This window comes from Citrobacter telavivensis (assembly GCA_009363175.1).
GTDB lineage: Bacteria > Pseudomonadota > Gammaproteobacteria > Enterobacterales > Enterobacteriaceae > Citrobacter_A > Citrobacter_A telavivensis.
This window is the reverse complement of the sequence record CP045205.1, coordinates 1003121-1017570: the sequence shown is the minus strand read 5'-3', so window position 1 is coordinate 1017570 and position 14450 is coordinate 1003121. Positions and strand designations below refer to the sequence as shown.

The 14450-nt window shown below is 54.5% G+C and carries 15 protein-coding genes and 1 pseudogene; all 16 read right to left on the bottom strand.

The features are described 5' to 3' along the window. Position 1: 1 nt before the first annotated feature. Positions 2-952 (bottom strand): ABC transporter, encoded by a 951-nt coding sequence (locus tag GBC03_07050; GenBank protein QFS69977.1) that lies wholly within the window; start codon positions 950-952, stop codon positions 2-4. 5 nt (positions 953-957) lie between these two features. Then, positions 958-1629, bottom strand: a complete 672-nt coding sequence (locus GBC03_07045) for a thioredoxin domain-containing protein (protein QFS69976.1) — start codon at positions 1627-1629, stop codon at positions 958-960. Between the two features lie 59 nt (positions 1630-1688). Next, positions 1689-1889, bottom strand: a complete 201-nt coding sequence (locus tag GBC03_07040) for a DUF4762 domain-containing protein (GenBank protein QFS69975.1) — start codon at positions 1887-1889, stop codon at positions 1689-1691. A gap of 89 nt (positions 1890-1978) precedes the next feature. After that, positions 1979-2638: a DNA-binding response regulator gene (locus GBC03_07035; protein QFS69974.1), complete on the bottom strand. Its 660-nt coding sequence runs from the start codon at positions 2636-2638 to the stop codon at positions 1979-1981. A gap of 23 nt (positions 2639-2661) precedes the next feature. Further along, a complete protein-coding gene (locus GBC03_07030; protein QFS69973.1) occupies positions 2662-3210 on the bottom strand; it encodes a fimbrial protein in 549 nt (182 codons plus the stop codon). 9 nt (positions 3211-3219) lie between these two features. Continuing rightward, the gene (locus GBC03_07025) at positions 3220-4275 is read right to left on the bottom strand and encodes a fimbrial protein (protein QFS69972.1); all 1056 of its coding nucleotides are present in this window, start codon (positions 4273-4275) and stop codon (positions 3220-3222) included. Next, positions 4275-4898 carry a fimbrial protein gene (locus tag GBC03_07020; GenBank protein QFS69971.1) on the bottom strand — a complete coding sequence of 208 codons (624 nt, stop codon included), beginning with the start codon at positions 4896-4898 and terminating at the stop codon, positions 4275-4277. Before GBC03_07020 ends, GBC03_07025 begins: the two co-directional genes overlap by 1 nt. Positions 4899-4915: 17 nt before the next feature. Next, entirely contained in the window at positions 4916-5629 is a 714-nt protein-coding gene (locus GBC03_07015; GenBank protein QFS73937.1) for a fimbria/pilus periplasmic chaperone, read from the bottom strand. 72 nt (positions 5630-5701) lie between these two features. Continuing rightward, positions 5702-8176 (bottom strand): fimbria/pilus outer membrane usher protein, encoded by a 2475-nt coding sequence (locus GBC03_07010; protein QFS69970.1) that lies wholly within the window; start codon positions 8174-8176, stop codon positions 5702-5704. Between the two features lie 63 nt (positions 8177-8239). Next, a complete protein-coding gene (locus GBC03_07005; protein ID QFS69969.1) occupies positions 8240-8788 on the bottom strand; it encodes a fimbrial protein in 549 nt (182 codons plus the stop codon). A gap of 74 nt (positions 8789-8862) precedes the next feature. Next, the gene (locus GBC03_07000; GenBank protein ID QFS69968.1) at positions 8863-9393 is read right to left on the bottom strand and encodes a fimbrial protein; all 531 of its coding nucleotides are present in this window, start codon (positions 9391-9393) and stop codon (positions 8863-8865) included. Positions 9394-9887: 494 nt separating this feature from the next. Further along, positions 9888-10421 (bottom strand): ferredoxin-type protein NapF, encoded by a 534-nt coding sequence (gene napF / locus GBC03_06995; GenBank protein QFS69967.1) that lies wholly within the window; start codon positions 10419-10421, stop codon positions 9888-9890. Continuing rightward, the gene (locus GBC03_06990) at positions 10418-11014 is read right to left on the bottom strand and encodes a dehydrogenase (protein QFS69966.1); all 597 of its coding nucleotides are present in this window, start codon (positions 11012-11014) and stop codon (positions 10418-10420) included. The genes napF and GBC03_06990 overlap by 4 nt, the downstream gene beginning before the upstream one ends. A gap of 92 nt (positions 11015-11106) precedes the next feature. After that, on the bottom strand, positions 11107-11880 hold the full coding sequence (locus GBC03_06985; protein QFS69965.1) for a dimethyl sulfoxide reductase: 774 nt from the start codon (positions 11878-11880) through the stop codon (positions 11107-11109). Beyond that, complete coding sequence (gene dmsB, locus GBC03_06980; GenBank protein ID QFS69964.1) at positions 11873-12499, bottom strand: dimethylsulfoxide reductase subunit B; 627 nt, start codon at positions 12497-12499, stop codon at positions 11873-11875. Before dmsB ends, GBC03_06985 begins: the two co-directional genes overlap by 8 nt. 13 nt (positions 12500-12512) lie before the next feature. Further along, positions 12513-14450 (bottom strand): annotated as a pseudogene (locus tag GBC03_06975) (molybdopterin-dependent oxidoreductase).

Sequence of the window (14450 nt, the reverse complement as noted above, 5' to 3'; positions counted from 1 at the left end):
ATCAATGATTAATAAAGAAGAGAGAATGGCTGTGCCAAAGGAGCCACTCCTGCGGATGTTCACGCAGAGTGGATTCAATAATGCCGGGCAGCGCGTGGGCGACGTTCTGGCTGCTCACCGGTGGATGAATGTGGATGCGCAGGCCGTTGTCATAACTGAGGTGATAAAACACCACCTGCGCCGCAATCACCCCGGAGAGGCGAACCACGCCATTGTGTAACTTCGCGCTGCGACCGAATAAACGACACGGCAATTTCGCTGCCAGCGCCCCTTCGGCCTGTAAGGTGTAGTCCGGCGAAATATCGGGAAAAATAATCATGTTCTGCTGCCCGGCGGCGACATCGGTGATGAGTCCCATCAGGCTGCCGGCCAGCGTTTTGTTCTGCTGATGAATGGAGCAGTAGGAAAGGTCGATACCGCCAAGCGCGCGAGTCTGCGCGTTATAAAGTTCAGCGCTGGAAGAGACCACCACGCTGGCTTTGCCTGGCGTGACGCAGGCACCAACCATCGCCGCCAGTACGTCCGACACCGTATGTAACGGTGCCAGAATGTAAGGTATGTTCTGCTGATGCAGTGGTGCGACAACCGCGTCGAGTTCAGACGCGCAGGCGCGGATCTGCCGTAACAGCTCTGGGTTTTGTCCCCAGGTCGCGGCTTCTTCCAGCAGTCGGCGACGCACGGCAACCCAGACCGCGTCCACCCGACCAGTTTGCCCGATCAGGCAACGGGCGTTTTCGTTTGCCACGGCATTGCGTAAACGGAATGGACGCCCCAGCAACCGTAGCGCGCAAAGTCCTTTCGCCACGGTCAGCAACGCAGGCAGCGGCAGATAACGCACCATTTTTCGCAGCAGAAGCAGCCTTCCCTGAGAAAAATCACGTTTCGCGTTATACAGCCATCCCGTGCTGTTTTTAAAACTAAACACGCTCCAGATAATAAAAAATCTGACCACCGGGGTTATTTATCCTCTTTCAGCAATTGCAGCATGCGCTGCGCAAATTGAGGAAATTCACTGTCCTGGGCCACCACATAGCGTTTATTGATAATAAACATCGGCGTCGCGTTAATGTCATAGTGTGCGGTAATGGCCGCCATCGTGCTGAGACGGTTTTTTACCGCGTCACTCTGGCGCAGGGTTTTAAATTTATCCGCATCAATCTTGTTTTTTTCCAGCCAGGCATTCAGTACCTTCTCATCGGTGAGATCGACATTGCGCGTAATAACGGCGTTATAGGCGCTGTCGCGAACGTTCTTTTCAATCCCCATCTCTTCCAGCGTGGCAAAAATCGGGGCGTAAGCGGCAAGGCCGCTGTTCTCACTGGTAATATGGATCGAGGTAAACGAACTTCCCGGCGGCAGCGTGCGAGAAAATTCCGCCAGATTCTCTTCGTTTGCCGCACAATAATGGCAACCGTAAGACATCACTTCGATAATACTGCGCGCTTCTTTGATCGGACTATTCGCAATTTGCTCTGCGCTGACTTCACGAAAAGCCTGCGTTTGCGAGCTATCCGTGGCAAACGTATTAAAGACAAAAAGGTGATAGCAAAGCACCGTTATCAGCGAAGAGATAACGATCAGAAACAGTGAATAGCTAATAATGGTGATACGTTTAAATTGGGTCGCCATAGTATTCTCGCAGTGGAAAAATAAACCTGGAGGCGCGGGTACCTCCAGGCTATAGCCAATTAGAAGCGGTTCGGAATCCCACCACACTTGCTGGCATTTGCATCTTTCATTGACGTGGTGCTACCGTGCTTATCCGTGCAGGTTGTCAGTTCCTTACAGGAGGTCACACCACCAACGGTGACGTTCTGATACGTTGTTTCGCAGGTTTTACAGGTTCCGCCCACAACGTTAGCCACTTCGATTGCAGTTAATTTTTTCATCTCTGTTTTCCTTACTTAGGGTTTAATGTAGTGCAATCATTTGCACCGATAGTTCGGCGAATGCTACTGCCGAAAAGACTTTTAACGGGTCACGGCATAATTCCCTTGAACACCGTAAATAACGCAATGTTGTTTCTGATATTCAGTCGCTTCATTAAGTGCCGCTTGATATAGCTCAGGCGTCGGACATCGATATTTACCTCGCAGGAAATCTGCGACAGCGATTTTCCTTTGAATATCTCTTCCATCAGCCACCATTCATTACCGGAAATCGTATAATTCACTTCCCGGCGGTGCAGTCTTCTGCGCGTGTAATTCACCAATGAATAGCTAAAGCAGCATCCCTGACGTCGTTGATCCAATAATTCCTGAAAAAAAGGGGTGGTATTGGCGAGATTCTCGCTTTTCAATAACCAATGGGCGTTTGGCAAGAGCGCATAAAGCGTGAAAAATAGCGGCATGTTGTGCTCGCTTAATAAAATAATCAGATTCTTATTTTCACGCTGATAGAAATTATTCATGAGTTGCAGCGCACGAATCCGCTCCCGCGGCAGGCTGTCCAGATCGCACAGGATCCACAGGCAGCAGTCATCATTAACGCGAGTCTGTAGCTGCCAGATAAGCTGCGTGTAGTCATCCGTTAAGGAATATAAAACGTCCGTCTGCTCCGCGAGCAAACTGGCAATGACCGTTTTTATTCCTTGCGAAAAAAAGAGATCTTTATTGTAAAGAAAACACCGATACTCCATGCCTCAATTCCCTGTTGATGACGTTACTGATAGTTCAATGTGTAATTTGCCGTGGCGGTAAAGGGGCCGGTGGTCAGGGTGCCGTTTGCTAAGGCAGCAGGTTCGGCTTCAACAAACGCCTGGAAGTTAAGCCGCAAAACGGTGTCGCCGATCGCGGTCGGACGAGTCGCCACATTCAGACGCACGGGCGTATCGTCCTCTTCCAGCAGGCCAACCCCGACGCCACCCGCATTGCCCGGTGACGTCGCGCTGATCGCCAGTCGGTCCGCCAGATTGCCATTGGCAGCCCCGCTGAACGTTACCGTCACAGAATTAAAGACGTTTGGCGTGCAATCCTCTAATTTGATCGTGAACGGAACAGGTACTGTTTTGCCGTTGATATACAATGACTTTGTCGATATGTTTCCGAAATCGACCGGCACCCGTTCTGACTCGGGCGCAATGCTGCACGGGTAAGCCATCACTACGCCGTTGAAACTGAGATCGCCGCCAATCAACTCCCCCAATGCCCATACCGGGGCCGGAGCGAACGTCGTCAATAAACAGGCAAAGATCATTGTTATGCGATGCATATTCCCTCCTTACTGGAATTCAGCCACAACCGTTGCAGATGCATGGAACTCGCCTTCCGGAATGACTGAGGTGACGTATTTCGCCACCGGTGCGGCAGTCAGGTTCCAGTCGCCTTCGTTATTGGCAAACCCCGGTACGTTATAGAAGGTGTTCGGCGCCACCGGGTTACCCTGACGGTCACGCAGCGCAATACCCAGTTCGGAACGATCCGTGGTTCCTTGCGTACTCAGGTATTTGCCGTCATCAAACGCCGGATTGGCCTGCTGGATCCCTAATTTGATATTCAGTGCGCCCTGGGCAAAACTGCCGCCCTCGCACTTCACATGAATCGGCACGTTTTGGCTGTAGTTGGTGCCGTTCAGCCGACTGCCGTTCCCCGGAATGTTGCCGAAGTCGACGACGATCGGCGTTCCCTGATTGACGATGCATTTATCCGGTACGGTGATGACGCCTGAGGCAATGGTGACGCGCGACAGCGGGGTTTGCCCCATGGCCCCCGGCCCCAGACGGCCAAAGAGTTTGGCGATTTCAGAGCCTTGCAGATTCACCCCGTTGATAATCGGTTTGGTGATCATAAAGGTCACCCGCCCCCTCGCACCGGAAGCGAATTGGTTTTGCAGAATGGTGCTGGGGACGTTACAGAAGTTCTGATCGGCGCCGTTTGAGACGTTCTCGAACGGCACGGTTTTATAGTCTTGCAGATTACCACCGATGTAGATCTCAATTTTGACGTCCATATAGTCGTTGAGCTTGAGGTAACCCGGCGTCATGCCGGACTGCGTTAACGTCGCTTGCGCCATGAAAAATACCGGCTGATTACTCATCGGCTGTGAGCAGTAAGCGCGCCCCTGGAACATTCCGGCCAGGTCGAATTCATCGGTAACCGTTGCGCCCATCTGGTTGTTGGTAATGTCATGATTAGAAATATTAATCAGATAGTCGTAGGTGCCGTTCACCGGTTCAATTTCACCGTCCACCACGGACCACGCCGCGCCCGGCAAGCCGAGCGTGCTGAGTGCCAGTAAGACCGGCAATTTGCGGCGGAACAGGCCTGACAGTTTCATTACAAGTACTCCATCTTCAGGCGGACCAGGCTGCTAAAGTCGCCCGCGCTCACATGCAAACCGGTGGATTCCAGCGCCGCCATAAAATTCAGCTCACTGTCACCGGAATTCACCAGCCAGGGGGCATGGGTCTGGCCGACATCCAGCGCATTCCCGTCCTTATCGAGCAGGCGCACGCCCGCGCCCTGAGTCGTACCGTGGGCGCGTAACAGCTGTCCGTTATTGTGGTCGGACTCGCCGACAAACGTCAGTTGCACCGCCTGCTCCCCGGTGCTGTAAGCCCGCCAGTCATTCCCGGTGGTTCTGGAAGCCAGACTCCCTCGCGACTGCGACGCCCCTTTCAGGCAGTCCTTCAGGTGCAACTTGAAGCGCACCGGCTCGCTGCGATCGCCCGCCTGACGAAAATGCTGCGCGCTGATCTCGCCCATCTCGACGTCCTGAATGCGCCCTTGTGTCATCAGTACGCAGGGAGAAGCAAACACAGAACCGTGAAACCGGACAATGCCGCTATCTTCGCTGACATGTTCCTGAGCGTTATGTTGTGGCTGCGCCGGCACATCCGCCCCGCACTGAAACGCCACGCCCATCGCGAGGAGGGCCACAGTGGTTAAAGGATTTTGCATTGTCAGGTTCCTCCTGGTTAGCCCTGCTGCGCGGGTGGAAGCGCTTTGCAGGTGTTGCCATCGCAACGAAACTTCAGCTCAGGGTGTCCGCCATAATCGTTCACGAACATCATGGAAAACTGACTGACATTCCCGTCCGTTACCGCAAACTGCTGGCTCGATTTGGGCGCGATCATGATCCCCGGAAATTGGGTGATCTTCTGTCCAGCCCCTTTGGACAGCCCAAGGATCGTGACGTAATAAGGCGTTGGGTTCTGTACCGTCATCTGGCTGCCGTTTTTATGGAACACCACCTGGTCCTGCCAGACTTCACTTCGGGTCTTCGGGATCACCGCCGCCGGGCGGTAAAACAGCTTGATGCGCGACTGCATGGCCAGTTGCAGCGTGTTCGGTTTATCCGGCTTCGGCGGGATCTCTCTGACGTTGAGGTAGAACAGGCTCTCTCTGTCCTGCGGCAGCTTTTCAATCCCGGCGGTTTTGGTGACGCGCGCGATCCCTTTCTGTCCCCCGTTGATCCGCTGTAGAGGCGGTAACACAATCAGTGGTGACGTAATCTTGTTGCCTTTTTCATCCTCTACCCACGACTGGGCGAGGAAGGGAATATCCGGGCTGGTGTTGGACAGATTGGCACTCGACGAGGCCTCTTTCTCCGTAATAATGACGCGGGTCCGATCCAGAGAGACCCCTGCCTGCGCGTAGCCGCCAATCATGCTCAGCGCCCACGCCGCCATCAGATATCCGTTATGTCTTTTCTTGCTCATTTTTGGCCTTTTATTACAGTGAGAAAACTCGTTGCGTCGAGGTTAACGACACGGCAAAAACCCGTTCGCTCGCCCGTCGTTTGCACCTGGCGGGATCGTGACCTGACATTGCTGTTTGCCGCCCCACATCACGTTCAGCGTTTCGTTAGCATTGACCCCGGCAAGCCAGGCTTGCCCGTCTTCCAGCACCATCGCGACGCTCACCCCATCGGTGTTGTAAATTTCCGCGCCGAATGGCGGTACGCTGCCATCCGCGAGGCGCAACGTCCCCATCATCTTCATCCCCTTCGCCATGCCGAAGGCCTGATAGCCAATCGCGCCTTCCGTCAGGGTCGTTGTACTGATGGCTTTTGACGGTTCGACATCACTGTCCATCGCATCCACGTCCACGCGGGTGTCAAAGCTGTTGTAGCTCACCACATCCGGCACCACGGCAATGCCGTAGCCGTTAGTCCTCGACTTCTTGCCATTGAGCGGAACGCCGCCAATGCCGTTGGTATCCACCATGACGCGTGCCGTATTGATCGTTGCGCCGCTGTTATGCATCGCCGCGCCGTGGCGGGTTGCCGTGAAGCCGCCGCGCAGGGTGGTGCTCAGCGCCATGTACTGGTTCTGCTGATAGCTGGCGTTGGTATTAATTTCTGCCAGTTGCGAACGATGCTGGTAATAGCCGTCAACGCTGGCGTTACCGCTCTGGCTGGCGCCGGCACGAATACGCCACAAATTGTTGTAATCACTGTTGTCGGTGTAAGACGCCATCGGACTGGTTTTGCCGTTGTTGGTCTGGATATCCAGCCCCGCCCATTTGTTGTCGCCAATCGGCACCGACAGCGAGAAGGAGATCGAGTCGTCTTTGCGCCCTTTGTAATCGGTACGGTAAGCGGAAAGGTTGGCAGAGATGCCGTTGATCTCGCCAATCCGGAAGGAGCGTCCCACAGACATACCGTAGCGATCCTGGCTGCGCTTATCCCAGTAGTTCTGGTGCGTCCAGGTGAGAAAGACGGTCGTCGCCTTCCCCGCTTCGCCAGCCCAGAACGTTTTATTCCCGGTGATGGTATAGAGCTCTTTTTCGCGTCCCAGATGGTCATATCCCTGGTAACGTTCATCGAGGTATTGCGACATTGAACGGAAGTCTTCCTGCGAGAACCGGTAACCCGCGAAGGTAATGGAACTGTTGTATTCGTCGAAGGTTTTGGCGTAACTCAGCTTGTAAGAGGTCCCTTTCAGTCGTTTACCGTCAGACTCGCGACTCCATGACTCGGTGGCATCAACGGAAATGGCGCCAAATGCGTAGAGATCGCGCCCAATACCCAACGACGCCGCGGTGTACTCTTCACCGGAAGACTGTAAGCCGCCGTACAGCGACCAGGCGTTGCTGACCCCCCAGGAGAAATCGCCGGAGAGGAACGTCGGGCCCTGCATTTTATGGTTGTAGCGGGATGGCGTACCGCCTGAGATGTTGTAACGAACATAGCCCGGACGCGTGAGATACGGAATGTTGGCGGTGTTCACCTGGAAGGTCGACACCGAGCCGTCCTGCTCTTCAACGCGCACATCGAGCGTACCGCGCACCGAACTGCGTAAATCCTGAATATTGAACGGTCCGGCGGGCACGGTGGTTTCATAGATGACGCGCCCACTCTGGCTGACGGTCACTTTGGCGTTGGTGCGGGCGATACCATGAATTTCAGGGGCATAGCCCTGTAACGCCGGTGGCAGCATCCGCTCATCACTGGCAAGGTTGATCCCGGTAAAACGCACGGTATCGAAAACCTGCGAATTCAGGTAGATCTCACCCAGCGTCAGTTTCGCCGCGATCATCGGCAAGGGGCGGTAGGCGTAGATCTGGTTCCAGTCGAAATCGAATTGATGGTTCTGGCTGTAGTAGCTGGTCTGATACTCACCGCGCAGACGCCAGCCGCCGATGTTCGCCCCTGCCTGACCGTAGCCTGAAACTGCGCTGTAGTTTTCCTGGCCGTTGAACTGGCGAGTGAGTTGCCCGTTGAGGCTGTAATCGAACAGGAGCCCCGCGATCCCTTCATCCCAGCGTTCAGGCGGCGTCCAGCTCGGATCGTTATACTTCATCCACGCCTGCGGTACAGTAATTTCAAGCACGCCGGCGTAGTTGCTTAATTTCGCCCCCGGCAGGCTTTGCAATGAGTAGCAATTCTCATAGAGTTGAGTGACCTGCGCGCGCGCGTCATCTTTCAGCGCCAGCTTATCCAGCAGGTCGCCGCTGATGCACGGCAGCGTGCGCTTGCCTTCGGGAGCATCGATATAACGAATTTTCTCCTGGCCGACCGGTTGACCGTTAATGCGGATATCCAGCAAATAATCGCCAGGGGTGACATAGTTGTCGGTCGCAAAACGCGACAAATCAATCTGGGTACGCTCCGAAGCATCCAGGACATCGGTATTAAACTCTATGCTCTCCTCGGCACTGGCCGTCGCCGCGTAGCCGCTATTCATCACCAGAAGAGCAATCATCGTTATATGGGTTTTTAATTTTACCGACATGATTTTCGTCCCAAATAAATCCGTTAAATACGTTCTGCGTCCCGCGACGTTATTGTTATGCTGTTAGTGGTAATCCATAAAAAACTGCGCAACCGCAGTAAACTCGCCCGCTCTTATATATTTTTGAACCGGTACCAGCGATGCGGAAAATTTTAAAACGTTATCAGTCTCGCTCAGTTCATATCCCGGAGAGGGCTGACCCAGCGTTAATATTTCACCCTGACTGTCACGTAGACGAATACCGAAACCATCGGCTTCACCACTGACTAATAACGTGGTGGGATCGGATGCCGCCGCATTACCTATAAAGGTGACCGAGGCATAAGGATAAAGTGAACCATCGTTGCCCCGTTTCACCACGGAACAACCGGTCAGGCGTACCAATACTGGCCGCGTAATATTGCCTTCATCATTTCGATTAATCAGACTGGCAGACACATCGCCAAACTCAACCACAATATCCCGACTGTTCGGGTCAAGACTGCATGCCGCCTCAATCAGTTCACCGCTCATCGCTAATTTACCCGGCGTGACGGTGGATCCTAAAGCAGAAACCGACCCCGTCAGAGCACACAAATAAAGCGATATTATGAACATATTGCTTATTTTCATTTTGTCCCTCCCTGGTACGATCCCTGATTTAAAAAAGTGCGGGATAAACTCCCGCACTCAGAACGTCGGGTGGATTACTGATAAGCAATCTCGAAGTTAACCGTTGACTGGAAAGAACCCGCAGCCACGGTTGCGCTTGCGCTTTCTGCTTTCACATAGGCGACAAACGGAATGCTGTTGGTGCCGTTAACTAACTGAACAGGTGTTGTAGCCGTGCCCCACACCACATCCTGGCTGGCGCTGTCACGCAGGCCGATACCCGCGCCAGAGGCGGTGCCAGAGGTGAATGCAGCCAGAGTACCGTCAGCCTGGTTTAAGCTGGTCGGGGTGTAAGTCACTTCTGCAGTTTGCGCCACGGTGATGTCGCAGTGCTGCAGTTCGATGTTCTGGTGTACGTTCCCGACGCGTGCACCGTTAGCCAGCGCAGAAACAGGAATTTGACCAAAATCAACGGTCACCGGGCTTGAACCAGGTGCCAGACCACAGGCGGTATTCACCAGTTCACCCTGGAATTCAATCACACCGTTCGTCGTGTCAGCTAAAACAGACATAGAACCCAGAGCAGCGGTGAAAGCAACAGCCATAGCAACTTTATTCATTTTCATAACAATATCCTGTTTGTACCAATATCCTGAGAAATAAAGAGTCATCACGTCGCAATCGTTATTTCGTTCTGCTGTAATCAACTCTTGGCTTTGTTCTGGAATTGTTCCGGCAATAATTAAATATGCAATAATATTAATTATCACCACTCCTTTGAACTGATGAAAATGCTACCAAATCCAAATTTCCACACAAAGCACTACATTTGCTGTGGAATAGATACGCATTGTTAACTCGCAAGGAGAAGAAAGGCGGATTTATATCTCGCGAAGCAGTGCGATTAATCCTAAATACATGATAGGTTTTTAACGGATATAAAATAAAAAATCAGAAGGGAGATTAGGATAATTCATAATTATAGTGAAAATAAAATAATAATTTAGGAAATCATTAGATATTTAGCGCGACGTTCAACATTAAAGACCTGCCTGCAAATCTTTTAACATCGCCAGTCACATCAAAACGGAAGGCCGCCTCGCAAATCCAGGCTGGAGGGTTATCTCAGACGAATAGCATCAGCGTTGCACTGCACCCGGCATTCGCCGCAGCCGGTACAGCGCTCGCTGTCCAGCACAGGGATCCCCGCCGCGCCGATGGCACAAGCCTGTTCAGGGCAGGCTTCGATACACTGGTTGCACGGGCGTAACGGATTAACGCAGGCAGAGCTGAACGTCGGGCGCAGGCCGGTATCAAAACGAGCCTGTACGCACAGCGCGTCGCTCGGGCATGCAGCGATGCACAAACCACAGCCATCGCAACTGGCATACTCAATCGCCAGTTGCGGGTAGCCGTCCTCATGTCGGGTCAGAATTCCCATCGGGCAGGCAGTAATGCACTGGTTACAGCGGGTACATTGCGTGATGAACTGCACATCAGGCACGGCACCCGGCGGCAGCGGATGCGTCAGTTGAGACACCGGCACCTGAGGCGCAGTGTGTTTTGCGGCACTGACAAACGCGCGAAACAGCCCGCGTCGACTGACGTGCCGGTGCGTCATCAGCGCCTGATAATATTTCTCTGACTTGTTCATCCGAAGTACAACCGTTTTACCACCGGTTGCAGCGCCCGTTGCTGCTCCATATCCTGCAGATAACGCGCGGTTACGGCGGCAAGGCGGGCATAGAACGGGCTCACCGGGCAGTCCTGTAACCGTTCCAGATAGCGATATCCCCACGGCAGAAGATACATCTCGAATAGCTGATCAACCGCCGCATCTTTGCCGGCCTCCAGCAGCGCGCTGCTGGCTAACAGCATCAGGCCAAACTGATCTTCGGGCTCACTCTGACGCGCGTCAAACGCCATTCCCTGAGACTGTAAAAAACCACGGTACTCCGCGGTGGTATCGCCCATCAGCAGATTATCGCGTTCCAGCCAGACGGAACCCCAGGGCGGCGCGGGCATATCGCCCTGCCCCTCGAACAGCACGGAAAATTGCCACGCCAGTTCATCATCGTCCGGCAACGGCCAGTCGGCACACAGTCTGGCAATCTGCACCGGATCGCGCCACGGGTACAGATCGGGCAGCGTGGGCAAACTGTCGAAAAGCGCTTTCACCTCCGGTCGCCCGGGAGAGTAGTAAAACAGGGCACCGAGGATACGGGGTAATACGGCAAGAGACGACATCTCTAAATACTCCTGAACGTGCCTGATGGCGGCTGACGCCTTATCAGGCCTACGACGACTACGGAAAAAGAGCGGCCGAGGCCGCTCACAGCTTACATCGGCAGCGTCCACAAATTGTAGAACGCAATCCTTCCCACAAGCTCCGCCACGATGACAATCAGTGCGGTCATCGCCAGAACGGTGACACTGGACTTCAGTCGCGCCCAGGTCACCACGCCAACAATCCCCACGGCCAACAGCGCCGCCTGCGCGGTAAACCAGCTGGTTTGCGCCGCCGTCAAGGCGCCGTCCGCACTCATCAACGTCGACATATACCCAGGACGCAGGCAGAAGCTGGCCAGGATCGCCAACACGCTGACCAGCAGACCCAGACGCAGCCCAAACAGTCCGGCCAGAATGCCGCCGCCAATCAGCGGCGTCAGCACCATCATCGCCGTTGTATACGAAGTGCGCCAGGTGACCACCGTCGGCAACTGGTAGATTTGCGGGATCGCCAGAATAAAGGCCACGCCCACTATCGCAGCCAGCCACACCAGCGCTTTACACACTGCGGTCGCCCCACGATTGAGAAGCAAACCAAGGGAACCCAGCCCGCCAAGCGTGGCAAACACCGCCGACAGCACGATTTCGTTGCTCATCGGCGAATGGCCTACGCGCAGCAGCATGTTCAACGCACGCAGCGGTTGCCCGACGTGGATGATCCCCAGCAGTACCCCAACGCCAAACAGACACATGACGGAGAACAGGCCAATGGCCATCCGCCGCGCGTCAATCTGCCCCAGCGTGCCGCCAATTAGCAGCAGAATGAACGCGCCGACCGCGCTTTGGGTAAAGACGGTAAAGAAGACCAGCGGTAACTCATGCATGGCGCACCTCCCCCATGTTCATAATGGCCCCTTCCTTGTCGCCCGTAGGTTTGGCCTTCGGGTGCGGCTTAATAATGAGGTTAGGATGGGTAAACGACGCGGCAGGCAGCGGCGCAATCTCATTTCCGGTGCCGTACTTCGCCCGCAGTTCGTCAATGGGACCGAAATCCAGCGCCCGCTGCGGACAGGAGTCCACGCAGATTGGACGCAGATTCTGCTCCAGTCGGTCGAGGCAGCCGTCGCATTTGCGCATCACTTTAGCCTTAGCATCAAACTGCGGCGCACCATACGGGCAGCGCATTTCGCAATAGCGGCAACCGACGCAGATGCTGTCATCGACCAGCACCAGACCATCCTCTTCACGTTTGTGCATCGCTCCGGTCGGACAACCGGATACGCAGACCGGCTCATCACAGTGGTTACAGGCGATAGAGAGATAGTAGGTAAAGGTGTCGTTGTGCCAGCTTTCCCCCTCTTTCACCCAGCTTCCGCCGCCGTATTCATAGACCCGGCGGAATTTCGGACCGACATCCAGATCTTTATTATCCTTACAGCTGACCTGGCAGGTTTTACAGCCTGAGCAGCGCGAGGAGTCAACATAAAAGCCATACTGTTTCATTGCAGATCACTCCTTAAGCGCGTTTGATTTCAACCAGGTTGGTATGCTGTGGGTTCCCTTTCGCCAGCGGCGACGGCAGATGACTGGTCAGGGTGTTGATGCACCCGCCAACGTCCACACCGTTGCTGTCCAGACGGGTCCACGCCCCCTGCGGCATCGCCACCACGCCCGGAAGAATACGCTGGGTCACCTTACAAGGGATCGCCACCACCCCGCGATCGTTGAACACGTGCACCAGATCGCCTGAGTTCAGTTGACGCGCGCTGGCGTCTATCGGGTTGATCCACACTTCATCCGGTACCGCTTCATGCAGCATCAGCACGTTGGTATAGGTTGAGTGGGTATGGCCTTTGGTGTGAAAACCGCTCAGCTGTAGCGGATATTTCACGGTTAACACTTTGTTCAGGTGTGATTCTTTCACTTCGCAGAACTCCGGCACCGCCGGGATACGATCGCCTTCCGGCAGCGTCCACGCTTTTGCGAGATCGGCCAGCGCCTGAGAGTAGATCTCAATCTTGCCGGATGGCGTAGTCAGTGGATTCGCCACGGCATCGGCGCGAAAATCAGCAAACGCCAGACTCTGTTTGTTTGTCGCGACGCGCTGGTCGATAACCCCCATCTCTTTCGCCACCGGCCATTCCGGCAGATACGGACGTTTTTCGCGGATCTGCTGATAGTGCATTTCTGCCCACTGCGCCTGCGTCCGCCCTTCGGTGTACTGTTCGCGCAAGCCAAGATGCCCGGCAATATCGGCGCAGATGTCGTAGGTGCTACGCACTTCCCACATCGGCGTGACCGTTTTCTGTAGGGCTATCATGTAGTTGTGAGAACCCGCTGCATAGGAGCTGTCCACCAGATCTTCCGCTTCGAGATAGCTGGTTTCCGGCAGCAGGAGATCGGCGTATTTCGCGCTCGGCGTCATGTGGTTTTCAATGACGATAATGGTTTCGCACAAACTTTCATCCGCGAGAATTTTGCGCGTACGGTTGGTTTCACCGTGCTGGTTCAACAGCGTGTTACCGGCCTGGTTGAAGAACAGCTTAATGCCGGTTTTCAGTTTGTCCGCCCCCTTCACGCCCATCGTGGTGGCCGTCATGATTTCAGGACGTTGAATCGCATCCGTCCAGAGATAGCACGGAATAGAGGTTTTGATTGGGTTGGTCAAAATCGGTAACAGCGGCACGCCGTACGGGGTGCCATAAGGCCAGTTACCGTTATTGGTTCCCGGCAGGCCAAAGTGGCCCGTCAGCGCAGGCAGCGTCTGAATGGCGCGCACAGTTTGCTCGCCATTGGCGTGACGCTGCGGTCCCCAACCCTGACAAATGTAACAGGCACGGGCCGAGGCGATTTCACGCGCCAGTTGGCGAATGCGCGTCGCCGGAATACCGGTTATCTCCGCCGCCCATTCCGGCGTTTTAGCGATACCGTCATCGCCCTTACCGGTCACGTAGTCTTTATAGCTGGCATTCGGCGCAGCGCCTTCTGGCAGCGTGCTGCTGTCATAACCCACGCAGTACTTATTCACTTCAGCTTCATTAATCAACTGTTCGGTAATCAGCGTGTGCGCGATACCGGCCACCAGCGCAGCATCGGTCGTTGGGCGAATCGGCAGCCACTCGGCATGCTCGGTCACCACCGAGTCGGTATAACGCGGATCGATAATAATCACTCGCGCCTTTGAGACTTCCAGCGCGCGACGTAACTCTTCAACCTGTCCGCCACCGGACATGCGCGTTTCAGACAAATTCAGACCAAACAGCACGACCAAATCGGAATGGGCAATTTGCGTAAAGTGGCTCCCGACATAAACACCATGGGTGTAGGGCGTTGCCGTGGCAATTTGCGCAGTGGAATAGGTGTTATGATAATTTAAATAGCCGCCGGTGAGATTCAGCAGACGCTTCCAGGCTGGCGTTCCCTGGGTATGGTAATAAGCGCCTGACTGATAATT

Excerpts from the sequence above, each read along its gene's own strand:
- GBC03_07000 (QFS69968.1), bottom strand. The coding sequence starts at position 9,393 with ATGAAAATGAATAAAGTTGCTATGGCTGTTGCTTTCACCGCTGCTCTG.
- napF (QFS69967.1), bottom strand. The coding sequence starts at position 10,421 with ATGAACAAGTCAGAGAAATATTATCAGGCGCTGATGACGCACCGGCAC.
- GBC03_07010 (QFS69970.1), bottom strand. The coding sequence starts at position 8,176 with ATGTCGGTAAAATTAAAAACCCATATAACGATGATTGCTCTTCTGGTG.
- GBC03_07045 (QFS69976.1), bottom strand. The coding sequence starts at position 1,629 with ATGGCGACCCAATTTAAACGTATCACCATTATTAGCTATTCACTGTTT.
- GBC03_07015 (QFS73937.1), bottom strand. The coding sequence starts at position 5,629 with ATGGCGGCGTGGGCGCTGAGCATGATTGGCGGCTACGCGCAGGCAGGG.
- GBC03_07020 (QFS69971.1), bottom strand. The coding sequence starts at position 4,898 with ATGCAAAATCCTTTAACCACTGTGGCCCTCCTCGCGATGGGCGTGGCG.
- GBC03_07035 (QFS69974.1), bottom strand. The coding sequence starts at position 2,638 with ATGGAGTATCGGTGTTTTCTTTACAATAAAGATCTCTTTTTTTCGCAA.
- GBC03_06985 (QFS69965.1), bottom strand. The coding sequence starts at position 11,880 with ATGCATGAGTTACCGCTGGTCTTCTTTACCGTCTTTACCCAAAGCGCG.
- GBC03_07025 (QFS69972.1), bottom strand. The coding sequence starts at position 4,275 with ATGAAACTGTCAGGCCTGTTCCGCCGCAAATTGCCGGTCTTACTGGCA.
- dmsB (QFS69964.1), bottom strand. The coding sequence starts at position 12,499 with ATGAAACAGTATGGCTTTTATGTTGACTCCTCGCGCTGCTCAGGCTGT.
- GBC03_07005 (QFS69969.1), bottom strand. The coding sequence starts at position 8,788 with ATGAAAATAAGCAATATGTTCATAATATCGCTTTATTTGTGTGCTCTG.
- GBC03_06990 (QFS69966.1), bottom strand. The coding sequence starts at position 11,014 with ATGTCGTCTCTTGCCGTATTACCCCGTATCCTCGGTGCCCTGTTTTAC.
- GBC03_07030 (QFS69973.1), bottom strand. The coding sequence starts at position 3,210 with ATGCATCGCATAACAATGATCTTTGCCTGTTTATTGACGACGTTCGCT.
- GBC03_07040 (QFS69975.1), bottom strand. The coding sequence starts at position 1,889 with ATGAAAAAATTAACTGCAATCGAAGTGGCTAACGTTGTGGGCGGAACC.